Source organism: Streptomyces sp. T12 (assembly GCF_028736035.1).
GTDB lineage: Bacteria > Actinomycetota > Actinomycetes > Streptomycetales > Streptomycetaceae > Streptomyces.
In genome coordinates, this window is sequence record NZ_CP117866.1 from 9,573,905 (window position 1) to 9,596,980 (window position 23,076).

The 23,076-nt window shown below is 70.4% G+C and carries 19 protein-coding genes; 7 read left to right on the top strand and 12 right to left on the bottom strand.

Going from position 1 to position 23,076, the window contains the following annotated elements; genetic code table 11:
* Nucleotides 1–11: 11 nt before the first annotated feature.
* Nucleotides 12–3,164 (bottom strand): bifunctional diguanylate cyclase/phosphodiesterase, encoded by a 3,153-nt coding sequence (locus tag PBV52_RS42975; protein WP_306801468.1) that lies wholly within the window; start codon nt 3,162–3,164, stop codon nt 12–14.
* Nucleotides 3,165–3,370: 206 nt separating this feature from the next.
* Entirely contained in the window at nt 3,371–4,459 is a 1,089-nt protein-coding gene (galE, locus tag PBV52_RS42980) for a UDP-glucose 4-epimerase GalE (RefSeq protein WP_274246572.1), read from the bottom strand.
* Between the two features lie 187 nt (nt 4,460–4,646).
* On the opposite strand from galE, the gene PBV52_RS42985 reads away from it, so the two are divergent.
* Nucleotides 4,647–5,630 carry an aldo/keto reductase gene (locus PBV52_RS42985; RefSeq protein WP_274246574.1) on the top strand — a complete coding sequence of 328 codons (984 nt, stop codon included), beginning with the start codon at nt 4,647–4,649 and terminating at the stop codon, nt 5,628–5,630.
* 61 nt (nt 5,631–5,691) lie between these two features.
* Nucleotides 5,692–6,495 carry a DUF427 domain-containing protein gene (locus tag PBV52_RS42990; protein WP_274246576.1) on the top strand — a complete coding sequence of 268 codons (804 nt, stop codon included), beginning with the start codon at nt 5,692–5,694 and terminating at the stop codon, nt 6,493–6,495.
* Here the strand turns inward: PBV52_RS42990 and PBV52_RS42995 are convergent.
* The 6 genes from PBV52_RS42995 to iolC are packed head-to-tail and all read right to left on the bottom strand — an operon-like array spanning nt 6,485 to nt 13,531.
* Nucleotides 6,485–7,270, bottom strand: coding sequence for a GntR family transcriptional regulator (locus PBV52_RS42995; RefSeq protein WP_274246578.1), 786 nt, complete (start codon nt 7,268–7,270; stop codon nt 6,485–6,487). The genes PBV52_RS42990 and PBV52_RS42995 overlap by 11 nt on opposite strands.
* Before the next feature lie 53 nt (nt 7,271–7,323).
* Nucleotides 7,324–8,817 carry a CoA-acylating methylmalonate-semialdehyde dehydrogenase gene (locus PBV52_RS43000; RefSeq protein WP_274246581.1) on the bottom strand — a complete coding sequence of 498 codons (1,494 nt, stop codon included), beginning with the start codon at nt 8,815–8,817 and terminating at the stop codon, nt 7,324–7,326.
* A gap of 42 nt (nt 8,818–8,859) precedes the next feature.
* The gene (gene iolD, locus PBV52_RS43005) at nt 8,860–10,737 is read right to left on the bottom strand and encodes a 3D-(3,5/4)-trihydroxycyclohexane-1,2-dione acylhydrolase (decyclizing) (RefSeq protein ID WP_274246583.1); all 1,878 of its coding nucleotides are present in this window, start codon (nt 10,735–10,737) and stop codon (nt 8,860–8,862) included.
* An 8-nt stretch (nt 10,738–10,745) separates the two neighbouring features.
* Nucleotides 10,746–11,633, bottom strand: coding sequence for a 5-deoxy-glucuronate isomerase (gene iolB / locus PBV52_RS43010; RefSeq protein ID WP_274246585.1), 888 nt, complete (start codon nt 11,631–11,633; stop codon nt 10,746–10,748).
* Nucleotides 11,634–11,658: 25 nt separating this feature from the next.
* Nucleotides 11,659–12,537, bottom strand: coding sequence for a deoxyribose-phosphate aldolase (locus PBV52_RS43015; protein ID WP_274246587.1), 879 nt, complete (start codon nt 12,535–12,537; stop codon nt 11,659–11,661).
* A gap of 34 nt (nt 12,538–12,571) precedes the next feature.
* Nucleotides 12,572–13,531 carry a 5-dehydro-2-deoxygluconokinase gene (gene iolC / locus PBV52_RS43020; RefSeq protein ID WP_274246589.1) on the bottom strand — a complete coding sequence of 320 codons (960 nt, stop codon included), beginning with the start codon at nt 13,529–13,531 and terminating at the stop codon, nt 12,572–12,574.
* A gap of 299 nt (nt 13,532–13,830) precedes the next feature.
* On the opposite strand from iolC, the gene PBV52_RS43025 reads away from it, so the two are divergent.
* Genes PBV52_RS43025 through PBV52_RS43045 form a run of 5 tightly spaced genes read left to right on the top strand, consistent with a single transcriptional unit; the run spans nt 13,831 to nt 18,795 of the window.
* On the top strand, nt 13,831–14,847 hold the full coding sequence (locus PBV52_RS43025; RefSeq protein WP_128436706.1) for a sugar ABC transporter substrate-binding protein: 1,017 nt from the start codon (nt 13,831–13,833) through the stop codon (nt 14,845–14,847).
* A gap of 5 nt (nt 14,848–14,852) precedes the next feature.
* Nucleotides 14,853–15,926 carry an ABC transporter permease gene (locus tag PBV52_RS43030; protein WP_274246592.1) on the top strand — a complete coding sequence of 358 codons (1,074 nt, stop codon included), beginning with the start codon at nt 14,853–14,855 and terminating at the stop codon, nt 15,924–15,926.
* Nucleotides 15,927–15,931: 5 nt separating this feature from the next.
* Nucleotides 15,932–16,840, top strand: a complete 909-nt coding sequence (locus PBV52_RS43035; protein ID WP_274246595.1) for an ATP-binding cassette domain-containing protein — start codon at nt 15,932–15,934, stop codon at nt 16,838–16,840.
* Between the two features lies 1 nt (nt 16,841).
* Nucleotides 16,842–17,744, top strand: coding sequence for a sugar phosphate isomerase/epimerase (locus PBV52_RS43040; RefSeq protein ID WP_274246597.1), 903 nt, complete (start codon nt 16,842–16,844; stop codon nt 17,742–17,744).
* A gap of 25 nt (nt 17,745–17,769) precedes the next feature.
* Nucleotides 17,770–18,795: a Gfo/Idh/MocA family protein gene (locus tag PBV52_RS43045; protein ID WP_274246599.1), complete on the top strand. Its 1,026-nt coding sequence runs from the start codon at nt 17,770–17,772 to the stop codon at nt 18,793–18,795.
* Between the two features lie 81 nt (nt 18,796–18,876).
* Here the strand turns inward: PBV52_RS43045 and PBV52_RS43050 are convergent, their stop codons facing one another.
* The 4 genes from PBV52_RS43050 to PBV52_RS43065 all read right to left on the bottom strand — a co-directional run bounded on the left by PBV52_RS43050 (nt 18,877) and on the right by PBV52_RS43065 (nt 23,021).
* On the bottom strand, nt 18,877–19,899 hold the full coding sequence (locus tag PBV52_RS43050; RefSeq protein ID WP_274246601.1) for a Gfo/Idh/MocA family protein: 1,023 nt from the start codon (nt 19,897–19,899) through the stop codon (nt 18,877–18,879).
* Nucleotides 19,896–20,900 carry a Gfo/Idh/MocA family oxidoreductase gene (locus PBV52_RS43055; protein ID WP_274246603.1) on the bottom strand — a complete coding sequence of 335 codons (1,005 nt, stop codon included), beginning with the start codon at nt 20,898–20,900 and terminating at the stop codon, nt 19,896–19,898. Before PBV52_RS43055 ends, PBV52_RS43050 begins: the two co-directional genes overlap by 4 nt.
* A 140-nt stretch (nt 20,901–21,040) precedes the next feature.
* Complete coding sequence (locus PBV52_RS43060) at nt 21,041–21,817, bottom strand: SDR family oxidoreductase (protein WP_274246605.1); 777 nt, start codon at nt 21,815–21,817, stop codon at nt 21,041–21,043.
* Between the two features lie 37 nt (nt 21,818–21,854).
* On the bottom strand, nt 21,855–23,021 hold the full coding sequence (locus PBV52_RS43065; RefSeq protein WP_274246607.1) for a phytanoyl-CoA dioxygenase family protein: 1,167 nt from the start codon (nt 23,019–23,021) through the stop codon (nt 21,855–21,857).
* Nucleotides 23,022–23,076: the final 55 nt, after the last annotated feature.

Here is a 23,076-nt window from a genome sequence, read left to right on the forward strand (position 1 = left end):
CTCCCTCGCGTTCAGGTCTGCGGAGACGGCCGGACACCGCCGTGTTGTTGCAGGACGGCCTCTGACTGCTCCACCGTCATCGGCCGTGCGAACAGGTAGCCCTGCCCGTACCGGCAGCCGATGTCCGCCAGCAGCTCCCACTGCTGCTGCTTCTCGATACCCTCGGCGATCACCTGAAGCCCGAGCGTGTCGGCGAGGCGGATGATGCCCTCGACGAGGGCGACCTGTCGGGGGTCCTGCGGTACGTCGTCGATGAACGTCTTGTCGATCTTCAGTACGTCGATGGGGAAGTCCCGTAGATAGCGCAGCGAGGAGTATCCGGTGCCGAAGTCGTCCACCGCGATGCGCACACCGAGGTCCTTCAGTGCCCGGATGAGCGTGTCGATCTGCTCGGTCCGCTGCATGAGTACCGACTCGGTGAGCTCCAGCAGCAGCGTGCCCGGGACCAGGGCAGCGGTGTCCAGGGCCCCGCACACCTCGTGCAGGAAGCCCGTGTCCCGCCACTGCCGCGCGGAGACATTGACGCTGAGGTACGGCGCCCTGGCCAGTCCGGCGCGGTGCTGCAGCCGGGCGATGTCGGCCGTGGCGTGGTGCAGCACCCAGGTGCCCAGCTCCGAGATGTGGCCGGTCTCCTCGGCGAGCGGAATGAACTGCCCCGGTGGCACCGGATCGCCTCCCATGCGCGGCCAGCGGGCCAGCGCCTCGAAGCCCACGACCTCGTTCGCGGTGATGTCCACGACCGGCTGGTAGCGCAGAGTGAACTCCTGGTGGGCGATCGCACTGTTGAGGCGCGCCTGGAGGTCTTGGCGTTCCATCACGCGGGCGCGCTGCTGCGGCTGGAAGCGGCGCCACTGGCGCTTCCCGGAGGCCTTGGCCGCGTACAGGGCCAGATCGGCGAGGGCCAGCAGTTCCTCGGCGTCCGCGCTGTCCCTGGCCGTGGCCACCCCCACGCTGGCGGAGATGCTCACCGATTCATCGGCCAGCTGGAACTGCCGGTTGAGCGTCTGGATCACCTGCGCGGCCAGGAGTTCGGCGTCGAGAGGCTGTTTCGCGTCCTCCATCAGCACGGCGAACTCGTCGCCGCCGAGCCGGGCCGCCGTGTCGGTACGGCGCAGTGTCCCCGACAGGCGCTCTCCCACGGCGCGCAGCAGCCGGTCGCCGACCGAGTGGCCCAGCGTGTCGTTGACGATCTTGAAGTCGTCCAGGTCGATGAAGAGCAGACAGGTGATCGTCGATTCCCGGCGGCTGCGCAGCAGTGCGCGCTCCGTCCGCTCCAGCAGCAGGGTCCGGTTGGGCAGACCGGTCAGCGAGTCGTGGAAGGCCCGCTGGGTGAGCTCATGCTCCAACTGACGCTGCTCGGTGACGTCCCGCAGCGTCACCACCAGACCGCCCACGGTCCGGTCCTGCCGCAGGTCACGGCAGCGCGCCTCCACCTCGATGCGGCGCGTTCCCCGCGCCACCCACCAGTGGTCGTGCGCCTCCTGGCGCCCGCTGTTCAGCAGGGCCGTCAGGGTCCGGGTCACCCGGTCCCGGTCCCGCGGATCGAGCAGTTCCGGCAGCTGTCTCCCGGGCAGCTCGACGCCGCTGCCGAACACGGCCTGTGCGGACGGAGTGGCGTAGCGGACGGTTGCGTCGTCGTTGACGATGAGGATGACGTCCGTGGCGTTGTGCACCAGGGTGCGGAAGTACGCCTCGCTCTCCGTGCGGATGATCTCCCGCCGCAGCGTGACGCGCTCCGTCGCCAGCCCCGCGTGCGAGGCCAGGATCTCCAGTGAGCCGCGGATCTCGGCGAGCTGACGGTCGGGGCCGGCCGCCACCAGGGCGCCCCGAAGCTCGCCGCCGCCCGGGCGGTCGCGCTGGACCATGGGGCAGACCAGGGCCGTCGGCAGATCCCCGAGCCGGGCGGCGATGACCGGCCCCAACACGTCACTGGGAAGAACGAGGGTGTGGTGGCGGACGGGATCGGCCGGCCCGTCCCCCGAGGGCACGGCACGATCCGTGATCCATCGCCCGCCGATCCGGACGGGGGACCGCGCAAGGCGCGTGTACAGGTTCTGGGCGTCCCGGGCCGACAGGAGCATGGCCACATGCCGGGCCTTCGGCCCGAACAGCGTGGCGACCGCGGTGTCGCAGGTCCGGGCGATCTCCTCCGGCCAGAACGCGGCCACCAGTGAGGCGGCCGCGGTGCGCAGTGCCTGCTCCCGCGCCATGGCCTTGCGGTGCGCCACGACCATCACCGCCAGCCGCAGGATCACCAGGAGGAACATCACGCTGGAGAACGCGCCCAGTACCGCCGCGTCACGCACGCGGCCCGCGAGCTCCTCGTACACCAGGACCGTGGGCGGGATCAGCGTGGCCGCCGTGAGCAGCACAAGCCGGCGCCAGGGCGGCAGCAGAGACTGCGGCTGCGATTCCGACGCGGTCAGCTCCGCCATCGAGGGGTGCAGCGCGGCCAGTCCCCACGCCGTGTAGAAGACGATCCAGCCCGAGTCCAGCACCGTGCCGGCCTGCCATGTGCCGTTGAGCTGGAGGATCCCGTACGCGATGTCGAAGCAGAGCAGCGTGAGCGTGCCCAGCACGAGCAGCTGGACGGCGCGGTTGGAGCCGGACACGGGGCTGGGGGCGAGCAGCCGCGCGAGGAGCGCCAGCACCAGGATGTCCCCGAGTGGGTAGGCGATGCTGATCGCGCGCTGCTCCCAGGTGAGGCCCTCCAGCCGGGCGAGCGGCTGCACCAGATACACCCAGACCGGCAGGGCGAGCCCCGCGGTGATGATCAGCGCGTCCAGCAGGCTCGGCAGATCATGGTCCACCCAGCGGTACCGCACCAGACCGAACAGGCCCGCGGCGAACAACGGATACACGGCGAGGTAGCAGGCGTCCGCCGGCGACGGGAACGGATTGGTCGCGGCGAAGTACGCCTCCTGCACGTTGTAGTAGGTGTCGCCCGCGGCGAAGGCCAGCAGCCCGGCGGCGAGCACCCACCACGGCCAGCGGTGCGCGGGCCGGTGGAGGTGTACGCCGACGACAACGGCGGCGGCACCCGCCAGCCCGATGACGGCCCACAGCGGCGTGCGCAGGTCCGGGATGGTCATGTACAGGCCGGTGAGGGCCCCGACCAGCGCGATGTGGGCGGCCATCAGCCGATGGGCCAGCAGCAAGGTCAAGCGCCTCCCCGAATCGGAGGACACCGCGCTGCGCGTACTGCGCCAAATTGGGCTTGCTGTAACGATCGTAGGCACGGCGGGTGCCCCGTTGCATCTTGTTGCCCGAATCGCGAGCCGGTTTGTGAGGTGCCCCGGCGGCGGCCGTGTCACGGGCCGCCGCCGGCCCGCCTCATGGGTCTTGCGGAAGGCCGAGGGCCACACCAGCACTACTCCTTCAGGTCCGGTCGCCAGGTGGAGTCGGCGTAGCCGTGCGGGTTGAGCCGCTGGAAGCGCCAGGCGTCCCGGCAGACGTCGGTGAGATCCCGGGTGGGGCGCCAGCCCCAGGCCCGCGTCACCGCGGTCGAGTCGACGACGAGTTCGGCGACGTCTCCGGGGCGGCGGGGCCCGACGTCGTAGGGGATGGGACTGCCGCACTCCCTGGAGAACGCGGCGACGACGTCGAGGACGGACCTGCCCTCTCCGACCCCCAGGTTGTACACGCGCATGCCCGGCCCGTCGGTGAAATGGTCGAGCGCGACGCGGTGCGCCTCGACCGCGTCCATGACATGGAGATAGTCGCGGATCGCGGTTCCGTCGCGGGTCGGGTAGTCGTCCCCGAAGACCTCCAGCCGCTCGCGCCGGCCGTCGGCCACCTGGGCGAGATGGGGCATCAGGTGGTCGGGCATGGCGGGGGGACTCTCGCCGAGCAGTCCGCTGGGGTGGGCACCGGCGGTGGTGGGGCACCGCAGGCACAGCACGGTGTACTCGGGGTGGCGGCGGCAGACATCCGCGAGGATCTGCTCGCAGATCCACTTGGAGGCCGCGTACGGGTTGGTGGGCCGGGCCGGGGTCGTTTCGTCGAGCGGCCCGCGCCCGGCGTCGCCGTAGACCGCATAGGACGACGGGTACACGAGCCGGTGCACCCCGTGCTCGTGCATGGCTCCCAGCAGGGCGGTCGTGCCGCCGACGTTGATGTCGTAGGACTCGATGGGCATCCGTGTCGACCTGCCCGCGGCCTTGTGCGCGGCAAAGTGCACAACGGCGTCCACGGAGTGCCGGTCGAAGACGGCCGACAGGGCATGTCGATCACGGATGTCCAGCTCGTAGACGGCACCGACGAAGCGGCCGGCGATCCGTTCCATGCGGGCGAAGACCTGCGAAGTGCTGTTGGAGTAGTCGTCGACCACGATCACTTCGTAGCCATGGTCGAGGAGCTCCACGCAGGCGTGACTGCCGATGAAGCCGGCCCCGCCGGTGACCAGAACGGTCGACGGCGCCCACGGAGCTTCACTTCCCTCGGCAGCTCTGCTAGCCATGGCAGGACACTCCTGCTGACAGCATCGACAAGCACCGTATGTTTACGGCGTATATGTGCAACTTTGCTGCATCGGCCCCGTCGAGTCAAGGCTGCCGGTCGCACGCGAGCGCTTGACTTGAAGAGCACTTCAAGCTGAAGACTCCTGGCACGTGCCCCGAACGCGGGCGCGAACGGGAGGGATCAGCATGAAGTACCGCACCATCGGCACCGACCCGACGAACCGCCGCGAGGTCAGCGTCCTCGCGCTCGGCGCGATGCTCTTCGGCTCGCAGACCGACGAGGAGACCTCCTTCGCCGTGCTCGACCGCTATGTCGAGGCCGGCGGGACCTTCATCGACACGTCCGACAACTACGCCTTCTGGACCGACGGCGGCCAGGGCGGACAGAGCGAGGAACTGCTCGGCCGGTGGCGGCGCAGCCGTGGCATCGGCGACGAGATCGTCATCGCCACCAAGCTCGGCGCCCGCCCGCTGGCCCCCGGCACCAGCTACGTCGACAACGCGGAGGGCCTGTCGGCGAAGGTGATCCGCGAGTCCGCCGAGCGCAGCCGCGACCGGCTCGGCGTGGCGAAGCTGGACCTGCTCTACGCCCACATCGAGGACCAGCGGGTCCCCCTCCAGGAGACCGTCGAGGGGTTCGCCGAGCTGGTGAGCGAGGGCACGGTCGGCCTCCTCGGCGTCAGCAACCACGCGATCTGGCGGGTCGAGCGGGCCCGCGCCCTCGCCGCCGCGGCCGGACTGCCCGGCTACGAGGTGCTCCAGTACGCCCACAGCCACCTGCGGCCCCGCACCGACGTCCCCGACGGCCTGTTCCCCGACGGCAGCCTCGGCCACGCCGGCCCCGACCTGCTCAGCTACCTGCGGGCCGAGCCGGGCCTGACCCTGGTCGCCTACTCGCCGCTGCTGAAGGGCGCCTACACCCGCCCGGACCGGCTGCCGGCGGACTTCGACCACCCGGGCACCCCGGCCCGCCTGAAGGTCCTGCGCGAGGTGGCCCAGGAGGCCGGGGCCACGGTCAACCAGGTCGTCCTGGCCTGGCAGATGGGTGCCGAGCTGCCGATCATCCCGTTGGTCGGAGCGTCGTCCGTGGCCCAGCTGGAGGAGAACCTGGCCGCCGTGGACCTGGAGCTGACCACCGACCAGCGGGCCCGGCTCGACGCGGCCCACTGACCGCCCGGCCCGCTGAACGCTCCGCGAGTACGCTCCGAAGAGGAGCCGAAGGAGAGTGGCCATGCCTCTGTTCCCCAGCGAGCGGAACGTCCGCACGACCCCCGAAGGCCTCCTGTGGGAGCCCAGCGAGCGCTGGGTGCGCGGCCGCAAGGGTGACGTCACCGTCGTCGACAGCCGGCATCCCGTCCTGGTCTGGGAACCCGATCTGCCCGTGCCGTGCTACACGTTCCCGCGCGACGACGTCCGCACGGACCTCCTCCGCCCGGCCAAGAACCCGCCGACGGGCAAACACACCGGGTCGCAGATCTTCTACGACCTCGAAGCCGACGGAGAGCTGGTGGAGAACGCGGCGTGGACCTTCCCCGCCGCCGACCTCGCCGGACACATCTCCTTCGAGTGGTTCCGGCACTGGGGGACCGGCCTCGACCACTGGTACGAGGAGGAGGAAGAGATCTTCGTCCACCCGCGCGACCCGCACAAACGGGTGGACGCCATGCCCAGCAGCCGCCATGTCCAGGTCGAGATCGGCGGCACCGTCGTCGCGGACAGCCACCGCCCGGTGCTGCTGTTCGAGACCGGGCTGCCGACGCGGTACTACCTGCCCCGCGAGGACGTCCGACTCGACCTGTTCGAGCCCACCGACCACCGCACCGGGTGCCCGTACAAAGGCAGGGCGCAGTACTGGAACTGGCGCGGTGAGGGCGAGGTCCCGCGGAACATCCTGTGGAGTTACGCCGAGCCACTGCCGGCGGTGAGCCCGATCAAGGGGCTCGTGGCCTTCTACAACGAGGCCGTCGACATCACCCTGGACGGCGAAGGCCTGCCGCGGCCGGTCACGCCGTTCACCGCGAGCCTCACACCCTGACCAGCAGCTGGAAGTCGAACGCGTACCGGGACGCGCGGTAGATGTGCGTCCCGTACTCGACCGGCCGACCCGTGTCGTCGTAGGCCGTGCGCTGCATGGTCAGCAGCGCGGCGCCCTCCTTCTCGTCCAGGCGTTCGGCCTCCTCGGCGGTCGCGCAGCGGGCGCCGACGGTCTGGCGGGCGCTGTGCAGGGTGATGCCGGCGGCCCGCATCATCCGGTACAGGCCGGTCGACTCCAGCCGTGCGGTGTCGAGGTCGAGCAGGCTCGCGGGCAGGTAGTTGCAGAGGATGGCCACGGGCTGGCCGTGGGTGCAGCGCAGCCGCTCCAGGAGCGTGACCTCGCTGCCCTCCGCGATGCCGAGCGCGGCCGCGACGTCGGCGGTCGCCGGGACGTGCTCGTTGCGGACGACCTCAGTGGTCGGGCCCTGTCCGGCCGCCTCCAGGTCGTCGTAGAGGCTGCTGAGCTCCAGCGGGCGCTTGACCTGGCTGTGCACCACCTGGGTGCCCACCCCGCGCCGCCGGACCAGCAGCCCCTTGTCGACGAGCGACTGGATGGCCTGCCGGACGGTGGGCCGGGACAGGCCCAGCCGCACCGACAGGTCGACCTCGTTGCCCAGGAGGTTGCCCGGGGCGAGCGCCCCGTGCTCGATCGCCGCCTCCAGCTGCTGGGCGAGCTGGTAGTACAGCGGCACCGGACTGCCCCGGTCCAGGGCGAAGTCCAGCGAGTCGAGCGCGGAGGCGGACACGGCACGTGCGGAGCCGCGGGTCTTCGCCATGGGTCCCTCCCTTTGGTGGTTCCTCTACGGGTGGCAGGCCCTGTGAGGGGGTGTCAGGAGTTGCTGGGGAAACCGAGGTTGATGCCACCGTCGGACGGGTCCGGCCAGCGCGTGGTGATCACCTTGCCCTGGGTGTAGAAGGCGATGCCGTCGTTGCCGTAGATGTGCAGGTCACCGAAGAGCGAGTCCTTCCAGCCACCGAAGGAGTGGTAGCCGACCGGCACCGGGATCGGCACGTTCACGCCGACCATGCCCGCCTTGACCTCCAGCTGGAAGCGGCGGGCGGCGCCGCCGTCCCGGGTGAAGATCGCGGTGCCGTTGCCCCAACGGGAGGCGTTGATCAGGTTGATGGCCTCCTCGTACGTCTCCGCGCGCACCACCGCCAGCACGGGGCCGAAGATCTCGTCCCGGTATGCGTCCGCCGTCAGCGGCACCCGGTCCAGCAGCGAGACGCCGAGGAAGAAGCCGTCCTCGTGGCCCTCCACCGAGTAGCCGGTGCCGTCGACGACGACCTCGGCGCCCTGCTCGGTGGCGGACGACACGTACGACGCCACCTTGTCGCGGTGCTCGCGCGTGATCAGCGGGCCCATCTCGGACGACGGGTCGTTGCCGGGGCCGATCTTCAGGTTCTTCGCGCGCTCGGCGATCTTGCCGACCAGCTCGTCGCCGGTGTCACCGACGGCGACCACGACCGACACGGCCATGCAGCGCTCGCCCGCCGAGCCGTAGGCGGCGTTGATCGCCTGGTCGGCGGCGAAGTCCAGGTCGGCGTCGGGCAGGACCAGCATGTGGTTCTTGGCGCCGCCCAGGGCCTGCACGCGCTTGCCGTGCTCCACCGCCTTGAGCTGGATGTACTTCGCGATCGGGGTCGAGCCGACGAAGGAGACCGCCTCGATGTCCGGGTGCTCCAGGAGCCGGTCCACGGCCACCTTGTCGCCCTGCACGACGTTCAGCACACCGTCCGGCAGTCCGGCCTCGGAGGCCAGCTCGGCGAGCCGGAAGGACGCCGACGGGTCCTTCTCGCTCGGCTTCAGCACGAAGGTGTTGCCGCACGCGATGGCCAGCGGGAACATCCACATCGGCACCATGGCCGGGAAGTTGAACGGCGTGATGCCGGCGACCACGCCCAGCGGCTGCCGGATCGAGGCCACGTCCACCCGGGTCGACACCTGCGTCGACAGCTCGCCCTTCAGCTGCACGGAGATCCCACAGGCCAGCTCCACGATCTCCATGCCGCGCGCCACCTCGCCGAGCGCGTCGGAGTGCACCTTGCCGTGCTCGGCGGTGATCAGCTCGGCGATCTCGTCACGGTGCGCGTCGAGCAGCTCGCGGTACTTGAACAGGATCGCCGTGCGCTTGGCCAGGGAGGACTGGCCCCAGCTCTCGAACGCGGCCTTGGCGGAGGCGACGGCGGCGTCCACCTCGTCGACGGTCGCGAAGGCGACCTGCTTCTCCTGGGCGCCGGTGGCCGGGTTGTAGACGGGGGCGAAACGGCCGGAGCCGCCCTCCACGGGCTTGCCGTCGATCCAGTGCGTGATGGTCTTCATGGTGCGAAAGGGCCTTTCAAGTGCGGGGCGTGTGCGGGGAGCTCAGAGGTGGTGGCGACGGTCGGCGACGTGCTGGTCGTAGCGTTCGCGGGCCTCGATGGCGGCCTCGCGGGAGGCGACCTCGGCCACGGGCACGTCCCACCAGGCCTCGGCGCCCGGCGAAGTCGGGTTCGTGAGGTCCGTCTCGACGTACACGCAGGTCGGCCGCTCGGAGGCACGAGCCGCGGCCAGCGCCTCGCGCAGCTCGCGCACCGTCTTGGCGCGCAGTACGTCCATGCCGAGGCTGGCCGCGTTGGCGGCGAGGTCGACCGGGAGCGGGGCGCCGGTGAAGGTGCCGTCGGCGGCCCGGTAGCGGTAGTCGGTGCCGAAGCGCTCGCCGCCGGTCTCGGCCGACAGGCCGCCGATGGAGGCGTAGCCGTGGTTCTGGATCAGGACGATGTTGACCGGCAGGCCCTCCTGGACCGCGGTGACGATCTCCGTCGGCATCATCAGGTAGGTGCCGTCGCCGACCAGCGACCACACGGCGACGTCCGGGGCCGCCTGCTGGATGCCGATCCCGGCCGGGATCTCGTAGCCCATGCAGGAGTAGCCGTACTCCAGGTGGTACTGGCGCGGCGAGCGGGACCGCCACAGCTTGTGCAGGTCGCCCGGGAGCGAACCCGCCGCGTTGATCACCACGTCGTCGTCGCCGACGACCGCGTCCAGCGCGCCCAGCACCTGGGTCTGCGTCGGTACGGCGCTCTCGTCGTCGGCACGGTAGGCGGCCTCCACGACCGCGTCCCAACGCTCCTTGCCGGCGCCGTACTCGGCCTCGTACGCCGCGTCCACGCGGTGGCCGGAAAGCGCCTCCGTCAGGGCCGTCAGCCCTGCCCGCGCGTCGCACACCAGCGTCCGCGCGGCCAGCTTGTGCGCGTCGAAGCCGGTGATGTTGAGGTTCAGGAAGCGCACGTCCGGGTTCTGGAAGAGCGTGCCGGAGGCGGTGGTGAAGTCGGTGTATCTCGTGCCCACGCCGATCACCAGGTCGGCCGCGCGGGCGATGTCGTCGCTGACCGAGGTGCCGGTGTGGCCGATGCCGCCGAGGTCGGCGGGGTGGTCGTGGCGCAGCGAGCCCTTGCCGGCCTGGGTGGAGGAGACCGGGATGCCGGTGGCCTCGACGAAGGCCTTCAGCGCCGCCTCGGCCTCGCTGTGGTGGACGCCGCCGCCCGCGACGATCAGGGGGCGCTCGGCGGCCCGGATCGCCTCGACGGCGGCCGTCAGCTCGACCGGGTCGGGCGCGGGACGCCGTACGTACCAGACGCGCTCGGCGAAGAACTCCTGAGGCCAGTCGTACGCCTCCGCCTGGACGTCCTGGGGGAGGGCCAGCGTCACCGCGCCCGTCTCGGCCGGGTCGGCGAGCACGCGCATGGCGTTCAGCGCGGACGGGATCAGGGCCTCGGGGCGGGTGACCCGGTCGAAGTACTTCGACACCGGGCGCAGGGTGTCGTTGACCGACACGTCCGCCTCGGTCGGGTGCTCCAGCTGCTGGAGCAGCGGGTCGGGGGCGTGCGAGGCGAAGTAGTCGCCGGGGAGGAGGAGGACGGGCAGACGGTTGATGGTGGCCAGGGCGGCACCGGTGACGAGGTTCGTCGCGCCGGGACCGATCGACGTCGTCACCGCCTGCGCGGAGAGGCGGTTGAGCTGACGGGCGTAGCCGACGGCCGCGTGCACCATGGACTGCTCGTTGCGGCCCTGGTGGTACGGCATGACGTCCTCGCCCGCCTGGAGGAGGGCCTGACCGATGCCGGCCACATTGCCGTGGCCGAAGATGCCCCAGGTGCCGGCGATCAGCCGGTGCCGTACACCGTCGCGCTCGGTGTACTGGGCGGACAGGAACCGCACCAGCGCCTGGGCGACGGTCAGGCGGACGGTGGATGGGCTCATCGAGGACCTCACTGGGATGGAGCGGCGTAGAGGGGAAGACGGGGGTCGACGGGCTGGTCCGGCCAGGTGCCGCGGATCCAGGCGTGGTCGGGGTGGTCGCAGATCAGCCAGGCGCGCTCGGCCTCGGGGCCGGCCATGACGTTGAGGTAGTACATGTGGTGGCCGGGCACCGCCATGGAGGGCCCGTGCCAGCCGTCGGGGATCAGCACGACGTCGCCGCCGCGCACCTCCGCCAGGACGTCGGTGTTACGGCCGTGTCCGGAGGGGGAGACGCGCTGGTAGCCGAGGCCGGGCGTGCCCTCGTGGTCGGCGAACTCGAAGTAGTAGATCTCCTCCAGCACCGACTCCTCGCCGGGGCGGTGCTCGTCGTGCTTGTGCGGCGGGAAGGACGACCAGTTGCCGCCCGGGGTGATGACCTCGACGGCGATGAGCTTGTCGCACGCGAACACGCCCGCCGCGCCGAAGTTGTTCACCTGGCGGGAGGAGTTGCCCGTGCCGCGCAGCTCCACCGGCACCGACGACGCCGGTCCGTACCGGGCGGGCAGCCGCCGGTCGCACCGCGCGCCGGTCAGCGCGAACCGTCCGCCGCCGGTGGACGAGACGGTCGTACGGGCATCGCGCGGCACGTAGGCGAAGTCGCTCACGCCGCTGAACACGCTCTCACGGCCGGTGAGTCGGAAGGTGTCGTGGCCGAAGTCGTCGGCACTCTCGACCGTGCAGCCGCCGCTCAGGGACAGGACGATCCACTCGCTGTCGCCGGTGTCGAAGCTGTGCGCGCCGCCGGGCGGCAGCTCCAGGATCCGCAGGCTGGAGTAGCCCCAGCCGGCCTTCTCGGGCGTGACGTCCACGACGTACGGGCCGCCGAGCGCCTTTCCCGCGGGAAGGTGATAGGTCATCGTGTTCTCCGCCTCACAATCCGGGTCACAACAGGCCGACGGCCGTGTCCACCGCCGTCTCCACGCTGCCCTCGGCCGGGTAGAGCAGCGAGCGGCCGACGACCATGCCCTGCACGGTGGGGAGCCTGAGCGCCTTGCGCCAGCGCTCGTACGCACCCTCTTGGTCGTCCCCGACCTCACCGCCGAGCAGGACGACGGGCAGCGTGGACGTCTCAAGAACTTCGGCCATGTCGTCGGGGTCATGGGTGACGGGCAGTTTCAGCCAGGTGTACGCCGAAGTGCCGCCGAGGCCCGACGCGATGGCGATCGACTTGGTGACGGCCTCGGCGGACAGGTCGTTGCGCACCTGGCCGTCGATCCGCCGGGAGATGAACGGCTCGACGAACAGCGGGAGTTGCCGCGCGGCCATGTCGTCGATGGCGCGGGCCGTGGTCTCCAGGGTGGTCAGTGAGCCGGCGTCCTCGTAGTCGATGCGCACCAGCAGCTTGCCCGCGTCGAAGCGCAGCCGGGCGATGTCCTCGGCGCGGTGGCCGGTGAAGCGGTCGTCCAACTCGAAGGACGCCCCGGCCAGGCCGCCGCGGTTCATGGAGCCCATGACAACCTTGTCGTCGAGGACGCCGAGGAGCAGCAGGTCCTCGAGGATGTCGGCGGTGGCCAGCACCCCGTCGACGCCGGGCCGCGACAGCGCGATGCAGAGACGTTCCAGCAGGTCGGCCCGGTTGGCCATGGCCAGGCGCCGGCCGCCGACGCCCAGGGCGCCGCGCGCCGGATGGTCGGCGGCCACGATCATCATCCGGCCGCTGTCGCCGATCAGCGGGCGGCGTACCCGGCGGGCGGCGGCCTCGGCGATCGCCTCGGGGTGCCGGGCTCTGACCGCGGTGAGGTCGGGGATGGTCATGCTCAAAGGAAAGCTCCGTTCAGGGATGCTCGGTCGGCCGTCACGACGCCTGCGTGAGGAGGTCCTCGACCTCGGACTCGGTGGGCATCGCGGAGGAGCAGGCGAGGCGGGAGGCGACGAGGGCGCCGGCGGCGTTGGCGTAGCGCATGGTTTCGTCCAGTTCCCAGCCGGACAGCAGCCCGTGGACCAGCGAGCCGCCGAAGGCGTCGCCCGCGCCGAGGCCGTTGACCACCTCGACCGGCACCGGCGGCACCTCGGCCTCCGTACCGTCGCGGTGCACCGCCAGCACGCCCTTGGGGCCCTGCTTGACCACCGCCAGCTCGACACCGGCCTCCAACAGTGCCTCGGCGCAGGCGCGCGGCTCGCGGACCCCGGTGGCGACCTCGCACTCGTCGAGGTTGCCGACCGCGACGGTGACGTGCCGCAGCGCCTCCGTGTAGTACGGGCGGGCCTGCTCGGGGTCCTTCCAGAACATGGGGCGCCAGTCGAGGTCGAAGACCGTCGTGCCCGCCTTGTCGCGCGCCTTGAGGGCGGCGAGAGTGGCCGAGCGGCTCGGCTCCTCGCTCAGACCGGTGCCGGTGATCCAGAAGACACGGGCCGATCGGATGGCCCAGTAGTCCAGCTCGTCGGAATGTATCTCCAGGTCAGGGGCCTTAGGCTGCCGGTAGAAGTACAGCGGGAAGTCGTCCGGCGGGAAGATCTCGCAGAACGTCACCGGCGTCGGGTACGCCGCGACGGGCGTCACCCAGCGGTCGTCGACGCCGAAGTCCTTCAGGGCCTCGTGCAGGTAGGCGCCGAACGGGTCGTCGCCGGTGCGGGTGATCACCGCGGTGGTACGGCCCAGCCGGGCGGCGGCGACGGCGACGTTCGCGGCCGAGCCTCCGAGGAATTTGCCGAACGTCTCCACCTGCGTCAGAGGTAGGCCAGACTGCAGGGGGTAGAGATCAACTCCTATCCTTCCCATCGTGATCAAGTCGAAGGACTTGGCTGACTCGGCCATGCGCGACGCTCCTACAGCTGGACAGGGGGTGCGGGTCCCAGCGGGCCTGCCGCCTCCCAGGTGTAGGGCGTGGAGGCCGACGCTGTCAATACTTTGTACTTACATTCGGACCTGATCGTGAAATGATGTCTTAACAAAGTATTGACAGCGGGCGCATCCAGGGATTGGATCCCTTCCCAGCGAACCCGCCGTGTTCTACGGCACACGACCCGGACCTCCCAGGGGTCCGGGCCATGGATCCAGTGATCATCCCTTTCCCCCCGTCGCACACCCCCGTCGCACAGTGAGGTGCTGGAAAGATGGACCGCTACTACCCCCGCTCCCGCAAGCTGGCCCCTATGGTGGCCATGGCTGCCGCGGCTGCGCTGACCCTCGCAGGATGCTCCAGCAGCTCCGGTGGCAAGCAGGCCGAGGAGGGTGGGGAGAACGCTTCCGCGGGCAAGGCCAACACTCCCCGGATGACCGTCGCCCTGGTCACGCACCAGTCGGCCGGTGACACCTTCTGGGACATCGTCCGCAAGGGGGCCGAGGCCGCCGCCGCGAAGGACAACGTCAAGCTGATCTACTCCAACGACCCGAACGCCGGCAACCAGGCCAACCTGGTCCAGAACGCGATCGACCAGAAGGTCGACGGCATCGCGATCACCCTCGCCAAGCCCGACGCCATGAAGGACGTCGTCAGCAAGGCGAAGGCCAAGGGCATACCGGTGGTCGGCCTCAACTCCGGTGTGAGCGAGTGGCAGAAGCTCGGTCTGATGGAGTTCTTCGGACAGGACGAGACCGTCGCGGGCGAGGCGCTCGGCAAGCGGCTGAACGAGGCCGGCGCCAAGAAGGCCGTCTGTGTCATCCAGGAGCAGGGCAACATCGGCCTGGAGCAGCGCTGCGCGGGTGTGAAGAAGACCTTCGAGGGTGACGTCGAGAACCTGAACGTCAACGGCACCGACATGCCGTCCGTGAAGTCGACGATCACCGCGAAGCTCAAGACGGACAGCGACATCGACTACGTCGTCGCCCTCGGCGCCCCGTACGCGCTGACGGCCGCGCAGTCCGTGGACGAGGCGGGCAGCAAGGCGAAGGTCGCCACCTTCGACCTCAACAACCAGCTGACCGGAGCGATCAAGAAGGGCGACATCGAGTTCGCCGTCGACCAGCAGCCCTACCTGCAGGGCTACCTGGCGATCGACTCCCTGTGGCTCTACAAGAACAACGGCAACTACATGGGCGGCGGCGAGGCACCGGTGCTGACCGGACCTGCCTTCGTCGACAAGACGAATGTCGAGACCATCGACAAGTTCGCCGCGAAGGGCACTCGGTGACGAACATGACCCAACAGGCTGAGCCGGCGGTGACCTCACCGCCGGCCCCCGGCCCCAGCAAGGAATCCGACGGGCGGACCCAGCAGCGGCCACTGGCGCTGCGTCTTCTCGCCCGTCCCGAGGTGGGCGTCTTTCTCGGCGCCGTCGCGGTGCTGATCTTCTTCCTCATCACGGCTCCGGCCGTGCGTGACGGCAGCTCGATGGCGAACATCCTGTACCAGTCGTCGACCATCGGGATCATGGCTCTGCCGGTCGCGCTGCTGATGATCGGCGGCGAGTTCGACCTGTCCTCCGGTGTCGCCGTGATCACGTCGGCGTTGACGGCGAGCATGACCGCCTACCAGCTGAGCATGAACGTCTGGGTCGGTGTGATCGTCGCCCTGATCGTGTCCCTCGCGATCGGTCTGTTCAACGGCTGGCTGCTGGTCAAGACCGGGCTGCCGAGCTTCCTGGTCACCCTCGGCACGTTCCTGATCCTCCAGGGCGTGAACCTTGCGGTGACCAAGCTGATCACCGACAACGTCGCCACCGACGACATCAGCAACATGGACGGCTTCGACCAGGCCAAGGCGGTCTTCGCCTCGTCCTTCGACGTCGGCGGTGTGCAGGTGAAGGTCACCGTGGTGTGGTGGCTGGCCTTCGCGGCGCTGGCGACCTGGGTGCTGCTGCGCACGAAGTACGGCAACTGGATCTTCGCGGTGGGCGGCAACCAGGGCAGCGCCCGCGCGGTCGGTGTGCCGGTGACCTTCACGAAGATCTCGCTGTTCATGCTGGTCGGGTTCGGTGCCTGGTTCGTCGGTATGCACCAGCTGTTCTCGTTCAACACCGTGCAGTCCGGTGAGGGTGTGGGCCAGGAGCTCATCTACATCGCCGCGGCCGTGATCGGCGGCTGTCTGCTGACCGGTGGCGCCGGTTCGGCGATCGGCCCGGTCTTCGGTGCCTTCATGTTCGGCATGGTGCAGCAGGGCATCGTCTACGCCGGCTGGAACCCGGACTGGTTCAAGGCCTTCCTCGGCGTGATGCTCCTCGGCGCCGTCCTCATCAATCTGTGGGTCCAGCGCACGGCGACCCGGAGGTGACCCGAATGACAACCAACGGAACCGGCACCCACGGCGCCGTCCTCGAGGACAAGGTCCCCGACAAGGACACGGCGGTCGTCGAACTGCGGTCGGCAGGCAAGTCCTACGGCAACATCCGCGCCCTGCACGGCGTCGACCTGAAGGTGTTCCCCAGCCAGGTCACCTGCGTCCTCGGCGACAACGGCGCGGGCAAGTCCACCCTCATCAAGATCATCTCGGGGCTGCACCAGCACACCGAGGGCGAGTTCCTCGTCGACGGCGAACCGGTGCGCTTCTCCACCCCGCGCGAAGCCCTCGACAAGGGCATCGCCACCGTCTACCAGGACCTCGCCGTGGTCCCGCTGATGCCGGTCTGGCGCAACTTCTTCCTGGGCTCCGAGATGACCAAGGGCCCCTGGCCGCTGCGCCGTCTCGACATCGAGAAGATGAAGAAGACCGCCGACGAGGAACTGCGCAACATGGGCATCGTCCTCGACGACCTCGAGCAGCCCATCGGCACCCTCTCCGGCGGCCAGCGCCAGTGCGTGGCCATCGCCCGCGCCGTCTACTTCGGCGCCCGCGTCCTGATCCTGGACGAGCCCACCGCCGCCCTCGGCGTCAAGCAGTCCGGCGTGGTGCTCAAGTACATCGCCGCCGCCCGCGAGAAGGGCCTCGGCGTCATCTTCATCACCCACAACCCCCACCACGCCTACATGGTCGGCGACCACTTCAGCGTCCTGCGCCTGGGCACCATGGAGCTCAACGCCTCCCGTGACGAGGTCAGCCTCGAAGAGCTCACCAACCACATGGCCGGCGGAACCGAACTGGCCGCACTCAAGCACGAGTTGAGCCAGGTCCGCGGCGTCGACGTCGAGGAACTCCCCGAAGAGGAAGACCTCACCGCACCCGTGGCGTCCTCGGAAGGGAAGTCCTGACATGCCCCCTGTGCTGGACCGCATCCGGGTCGGCTCGGCCCCGGACTCCTGGGGCGTCTGGTTCCCCGACGACCCCGTACAGGTGCCCTGGGAACGCTTCCTCGACGAGGTCGCCGAGGCCGGCTACCCCTGGATCGAGCTGGGCCCGTACGGCTATCTGCCGACCGACCCGGCCCGCCTCACCGACGAGGTGAACAAGCGCAACCTCAAGGTGTCGGCAGGCACGGTCTTCACCGGCCTGCACCGCGGCCCCTCCGTCTGGGAGTCCACCTGGGCGCACGTCAGCGAGGTCGCCGCGCTCACCCAGGCCATGGGGGCGAAGCACCTGGTCGTCATCCCGTCCTTCTGGCGGGACGACAAGACCGCCGAGATCCTGGAGCCGCCGGAGCTCACCGGCGAGCAGTGGGCCCACCTGACCAAGGGCATGGAGCGGCTCGGGCACGAGGTGAAGGAGACGTACGGCCTCGACATCGTCGTGCACCCGCACGCCGACACCCACATCGACACCGAGGCCCACGTCGAGCGCTTCCTCGACTCGACCGACTCCGACCTGGTCAACCTCTGCCTGGACACCGGTCACTACGCCTACTGCGGCGGCGACAGCGTCAAGCTGATCGAGACCTACGGCGAGCGCATCGGCTATCTGCACCTCAAGCAGGTGGACCCGGAGATCCTCGCGGACGTGGTGCAGAACGAGATCCCGTTCGGTCCCGCGGTCCAGCGCGGCGTGATGTGCGAACCACCGGCCGGCGTACCGGAGTTGGGGCCCGTCCTGGAGGCCGCGCAGAAGCTGAATGTGGACCTGTTCGCGATCGTCGAGCAGGACATGTACCCCTGCGAGCCGGACAAGCCGCTGCCCATCGCGGTGCGTACCCGTAAGTTCCTGAGGTCCTGCGGCGCCTGACGACCCGAAAGGACGGCCGATCACCATGACTCAGCGTCTGCACACGCTCGGAGTCGCAGTCATCGGTACCGGAAAGATGGGTGCGGACCATGTGCGCCGCATCCAGGAGGTCACCAGCGGCGCACGGGTGACCGCCGTCGTGGACGTCGACGCGGAGCGCGCCAAGTCGGTCGCGGCCCGCGTCGACGGCTGCACCGTCCACACCGACCCGGCCGCCGCGATGGCAGCGGCCGACGTCGACGCGGTGATCGTCGCCTCACCGGGCCCCGCCCACGAGGCGGCGCTCCTCGCGGCCTTCGAGCACGACCTGCCGGTGCTGTGCGAGAAGCCCCTCACCCCCGACGCGGCGTCCGCGCTGCGGGTCCTGGAGGCCGAGCAGAAGCTGGGCCGGCGCCGGGTCCAGGTGGGCTTCATGCGGCGCTACGACGCCGAGTACATGAAGCTCAAGTCCCTGCTGGAGACGGGCCAGTTGGGCCGCCCCCTGATGCTGCACAACCGGCACCGCAACGTCGCCAGCCCGCCCGGCTGGACGTCCGAGATGCTCATCAACGACTCCGTGACGCACGAGATGGACGTGACCCGCTGGCTGCTCGGCCACGAGATCACGGCCGTCACCGTGCTGACCCCGACGCCGTCCGACAACGCCCCGGACGGCATCCGCGACCCGCAGTTCGTGGTCTTCGAGACGGACGGCGGCGCGATCGTCGACGTCGAGATCTACGTCAACTGCGGCTTCGGCTACCAGGTCCAGGCCGAGGTCGTCTGCGAACGCGGCACCGCCCGCGTCGGCGACGGCCACGCCCTGGTCACCAACGCGGCCGGCCGCTGGGGCGGCATCATCGCCCAGGACTACATCGAGCGGTTCGCCGACGCCTACGACCGTGAGGTCCAGGCCTGGGTGGACGCCACCCGGCGCGGCGAGGTCACCGGGCCCAGCGCGTGGGACGGGTACGCCGTGGCGGCCGTGTGCGAGGCGGGCGTACGGGCGTTGGAGGAGGGGAGCCGGGTCGCCGTGGAACTCGTCGACAAGCCCCCGCTGTACGCGAATTGACCTGCTGTCGGCTCGCCCTGACATGAGCGGACGGCTGAGGGCCGGGGAGATTCTCCCCGGCCCTCTTTTCGTGCCGGCGTGTCAGCCCGCGAGCGTCGTACGCGGCCGCGGCTCGAAGCCCGCCGCCCGGTAGGACTCGTCGATCAGCGACATCGTCGCCAGCGCGTCGTCCGCGTCCAGCGGAAGCGGGGCGTCCCGGCGTATGTGCGCGGCGAACGCCTCCAGTTGGTAGGTGTACGACGAGCGCGTGCCCAGCCGCTCCGTCCGCTCACCGTCCGCCGTACGCACCACGACCCGGTCGTCGCGGTGCGGCAGCACGAAGTTCGGCGCGAACGCCTCGCCCCGGGAGCCGACGATCCGGCAGCTCATCTCCAGCTCGCCGTACGCCATGTGGCAGCGCGCCGACGCGGTCGCCCCGCCCGGGAACTCCAGCTGGGCGTCCAGCCACTCGTCGACGCCTGGCGCACCGGCCCGCTCGCCGCCCCGCGCGGAGACGAGGCGCGGGGCACCGCCCGCCCAGGGGGCGAGCATCCGCACCGCGTGCAGGCTGTAGCAGCCGAGGTCCATCACGGCGCCGCCCGCGAGGGTCAGCGACCAGCGCGGGTCCGAGTCGTCCGGCGCCGGAATGGCGACCAGCGTCTCCACCCGCTGCAGCTCGCCCAGTTCACCGCTTTCGAGGATCTCGTGCAGGCGCCGCGTGACCGGGTGGAAGAGGTAGTGGAAGGCCTCCATGAAGACCGTCCCGGCCTTGGCCGCCGCCTCCCGCACCTCGGCCGCCTCCTCGGCGTTGCTCGCCGACGGCTTCTCCGACAGCACATGCTTGCCGGCCGCGAGCGCGGCGAGGTTCCACGACCCGTGCAGGCCGTTGGCGAGCGGGTTGTAGACGACCTCGACCTCGGGATCGGCGAGCAGGTCGGCGTAGGAGTCCGCCACCCGCTCCACGTCGTGCTCGTCGGCGAACGCCTCGGCGCGGGACCGGTCGCGCGCGGCCACCGCGACGAGGCGGTGGCCGGTCGTGCGGGCCGGGCCGACGAGGGAGAGCTCGGTGATGCGTGCCGCGCCCAGTACTCCGATGCGCAGGGGTTCCCGGCCCGGATCCTTCATGCCTGCCGTACCTCCTCGATCGTCACCGGACGGTGCTCGTGCAGCGACAGTGTGCACGCGTCGGCGATCCAGCCGGCCTCCAGCGCGTCCTCGATCGTGCACGGCGAGGGACGGGTACCCGCCACGACCTCCGTGAACGCGGTGAGTTCGGCGCGGTAGGCGGCGGTGAAGCGGTCCATGAAGAAGTCGTGCGGGGTGCCCGCCGGGAAGGTCACGCCGGGCTCGACCGAGCGCAGCGGCAGCTTGTCCTCCAGGCCGACCGCGATGGAGTCCGTGAAGCCGTGGATCTCCATGCGGACGTCGTAACCCCGGGCGTTGTGGCGGGAGTTGGAGACCACCGCGATGGTGCCGTCGTCCAGGGTGAGGATCGCGCCGGTGGTGTCGGCGTCGCCTGCCGCCTTGATGTAGTCGGCGCCCTTGTTGCCGCCGACGGCGTACACCTCGGTCACCTCACGGCCGGTCACCCAGCGGATGATGTCGAAGTCGTGCACCGAGCAGTCCCGGAAGATGCCACCGGAGGCGGCGATGTACGCGGCCGGCGGCGGCGCCGGGTCCAGCGTGGTCGAGCGGACCGTGTGCAGCTTGCCGAGCTCGCCGCTCTGCACGGCGGCGCGGGCGTTGACGAAACCGATGTCGAAGCGGCGGTTGTAGCCGATCTGGATCGGCACGTCCTTGCCCTGGACGGCCTTCAGGACCTCGACGCCCTCGGCCATGGTCTTGGCGACGGGCTTCTCGCAGAAGACGGGGATGCCGGCCTCGACCCCGGCCAGGATCAGCGCCGGGTGGGCGTCCGTCGCGGCCGCGACGACGATGCCGTCCACGCCGGCCGCCAGCAGGGCCTCGGGCGAGTCTACGACCTCGGCGCCGAACCGCTCCGCGGCGGCCTTGGCGGCGTCCGCGAACGGGTCGGTGACGACGAGGGAGTCGACCGCGTCGAGTCCGGAGAGGGTCTCGGCGTGGAAGGCGCCGATGCGGCCGAGGCCGAGGATTCCGATGCGCATGGTTCAGCTTCCTTGAGTGCGGGGAGTGCGGGGAGTGCGGGGAGTGCGGGGAGTGCGGGGAGTGCGGGGAGTGCGGGGAGTGCGGGGAGTGCGGGGAGTGCGGGGGCTTGCGAGGGGAGAGGCTTGAGGCTGACGAGGATCTAGTCGAGTCCGCCGAGTACGTTCTGGTCCCAGTCGATCACCGACCCGGTGACGACACCGGACCGCTCCGACAGCAGAAACACCACGAAGTCGGCGATCTCGTCCGGCTGGCCCAGCTTGCCCATCGGCAGCTTGGCGGCAGCCTGCTCGCGCCAGTCGTCGGCCGCCCCGTGGAAGGTCTTCTGCGTGGCGTCCTCGCCCTCGGTCGCCGTCCAGCCGATGTTCAGGCCGTTGATCCGGACCCGGTCCCAGCGGTGTGCGTGCGCGGCGTTGCGGGTCAGCCCGATCAGACCGGCCTTCGCGGAGACGTACGGCGCGAGGAACGGCTGCCCGCCGTGCGCCGAGGACGTGATGATGTTGACGATCGTGCCGGGCGCCCCCCGCGCGACCATGTCCGAGACGGCGGCCTGCATCGCGAAGAAGGGTGCCTTGAGGTTGATCGCGATGTGCTGGTCGAACAGCTCGGGCGTGGTGTCGAGCAGCGTGCCCCGGGAGGTCAGCCCCGCCGAGTTGACCAGGCAGTCGATCCGGCCGTACGCGTCGACGACCTCGGCGACGGACGCCTTGGCCTGCTCGGCGTCCGCGAGGTCGGCCCGTACGAACATGGCCTTGCCCCCGGCGGCGGCCAGCTCGGCCACCAGCGCCTCACCGGGCTCGGTGCGCCGCCCCGTGACGGCCACGACCGCCCCCGCGCGGACGGCCGCCCGCGCGATCGCCGCGCCGACACCCTGACTGCCGCCGTTGACGAGGACGACCTTGTCGTCGAGAAGTCCCATGTCTTTCCGGGTCCTTTCAGCTCTGGTCAGCTCTGAATCAGCTCTGGCGCCGCTCGGCGCCGGCCCGCAGCTCGTCTCGCAGAGCCTCGGGAGTCCACCCCTCGCGCAGCGCGCGCCCCACGACGTCAGCCTGCGAGGGCGGGGCCAGGCCGGCCACCGGCGGATCGCTGTCGAGGTTCGTGGGGAAGGGGTAGCCCTCGGCGCTCGCGGCGATCACGTTCGCCAGCCAAGTCTCGTCCGCGCCCCCGCTGCGGCGCCGGGCCAGCACGGGGAACACCGCGTTCGCCACCGCCTCGCGGTCCACCGTCTCCATCGCCCGTCCGAACGCGGACGACACCTGCAGCAGGTTCGCCATGCGCCGGATGCCCGCCGAGCGGTTGGTGCCGGCCGCGTGGAACAGCGCCGGGTTGAAGAAGGCCGCGTCGCCTTTGGCGAGGGGGAGCTGGACGTGGTGCGCCTCGAAGTGGGCCTGGAAGTCCGGCAGCCGCCACGCGAGGTAGCCCGGCTCGTACGTCTGCGAGTACGGCAGGTACATCGTCGGCCCGGACTCGACGGGCATGTCGCAGTGCGCGACGGCGCCCTGGAGGGTGAGCACGGGGGAGAGGCGGTGGACGTGGGCCGGGTACGCGGCCGCCACGTCGTTCGACAGGAACCCCAGGTGGTAGTCGCGGTGCACGGACTGGGCCGCGCCGCCCGGGTTGACGACGTTGACCTGTGAGGTCACCTGGTAGCCGGGGCCGAGCCAGGCGGTGGAGACCAGAGCCAGGATGTCGTTGGCGTAGTAGTCGGCGAACGCCTCGGCGTCGTACAGCGCCGCCTTCTCCAGCGCGTTCCAGACTCGGTCGTTCGCGCCGGGCTTGGCGAAGTGGTCACCCGCGTCGGCGCCGGACGCGCGCTGCTCGGCGATCAGGGCGTCGAAGACCTCGGTGAGCCCGTCGACGACGCCCGGGTCCGGGAAGGCGCCCTGGAAGACCACGATGCCGGGGCCGTCGGTGAGGGCGCGCACCAGCTCGGCCTGGACCTCCCGGCGGTCCCCGGCCCGACGCAGCCGCTCACTGTCGTAGCGCAGGACGTTGCGCTCCACGGAGGCGGCGTACGGGTAGTCGGCGAGGTCGGTCGTCCGCTCGACGAGAGTGCGGAAGGAGTCGAGGTCGCAGTCCTGCTCGGACAGCCAGGTGCGGCGGTGTACGGAGGTGAAGGACATCGGTGTCCTCTCGGTGACAGGGGCGACTCAGCGCTGTCATTCTTGTCATGACAAT

Coding starts and splice junctions, on each gene's coding strand:
- PBV52_RS43030 (WP_274246592.1), top strand. CDS start 14,853: ATGACCCAACAGGCTGAGCCGGCGGTGACCTCACCGCCGGCCCCCGGC.
- iolB (WP_274246585.1), bottom strand. CDS start 11,633: ATGACCTATCACCTTCCCGCGGGAAAGGCGCTCGGCGGCCCGTACGTC.
- PBV52_RS43050 (WP_274246601.1), bottom strand. CDS start 19,899: ATGAAGGATCCGGGCCGGGAACCCCTGCGCATCGGAGTACTGGGCGCG.
- iolD (WP_274246583.1), bottom strand. CDS start 10,737: ATGAGCCCATCCACCGTCCGCCTGACCGTCGCCCAGGCGCTGGTGCGG.
- PBV52_RS43060 (WP_274246605.1), bottom strand. CDS start 21,817: ATGGGACTTCTCGACGACAAGGTCGTCCTCGTCAACGGCGGCAGTCAG.
- PBV52_RS42985 (WP_274246574.1), top strand. CDS start 4,647: ATGAAGTACCGCACCATCGGCACCGACCCGACGAACCGCCGCGAGGTC.
- PBV52_RS43055 (WP_274246603.1), bottom strand. CDS start 20,900: ATGCGCATCGGAATCCTCGGCCTCGGCCGCATCGGCGCCTTCCACGCC.
- PBV52_RS43025 (WP_128436706.1), top strand. CDS start 13,831: ATGGACCGCTACTACCCCCGCTCCCGCAAGCTGGCCCCTATGGTGGCC.
- PBV52_RS43045 (WP_274246599.1), top strand. CDS start 17,770: ATGACTCAGCGTCTGCACACGCTCGGAGTCGCAGTCATCGGTACCGGA.
- PBV52_RS43035 (WP_274246595.1), top strand. CDS start 15,932: ATGACAACCAACGGAACCGGCACCCACGGCGCCGTCCTCGAGGACAAG.
- iolC (WP_274246589.1), bottom strand. CDS start 13,531: ATGGCCGAGTCAGCCAAGTCCTTCGACTTGATCACGATGGGAAGGATA.
- PBV52_RS43065 (WP_274246607.1), bottom strand. CDS start 23,021: ATGTCCTTCACCTCCGTACACCGCCGCACCTGGCTGTCCGAGCAGGAC.
- galE (WP_274246572.1), bottom strand. CDS start 4,459: ATGGCTAGCAGAGCTGCCGAGGGAAGTGAAGCTCCGTGGGCGCCGTCG.
- PBV52_RS42995 (WP_274246578.1), bottom strand. CDS start 7,270: ATGGCGAAGACCCGCGGCTCCGCACGTGCCGTGTCCGCCTCCGCGCTC.
- PBV52_RS42990 (WP_274246576.1), top strand. CDS start 5,692: ATGCCTCTGTTCCCCAGCGAGCGGAACGTCCGCACGACCCCCGAAGGC.
- PBV52_RS43000 (WP_274246581.1), bottom strand. CDS start 8,817: ATGAAGACCATCACGCACTGGATCGACGGCAAGCCCGTGGAGGGCGGC.
- PBV52_RS43040 (WP_274246597.1), top strand. CDS start 16,842: ATGCCCCCTGTGCTGGACCGCATCCGGGTCGGCTCGGCCCCGGACTCC.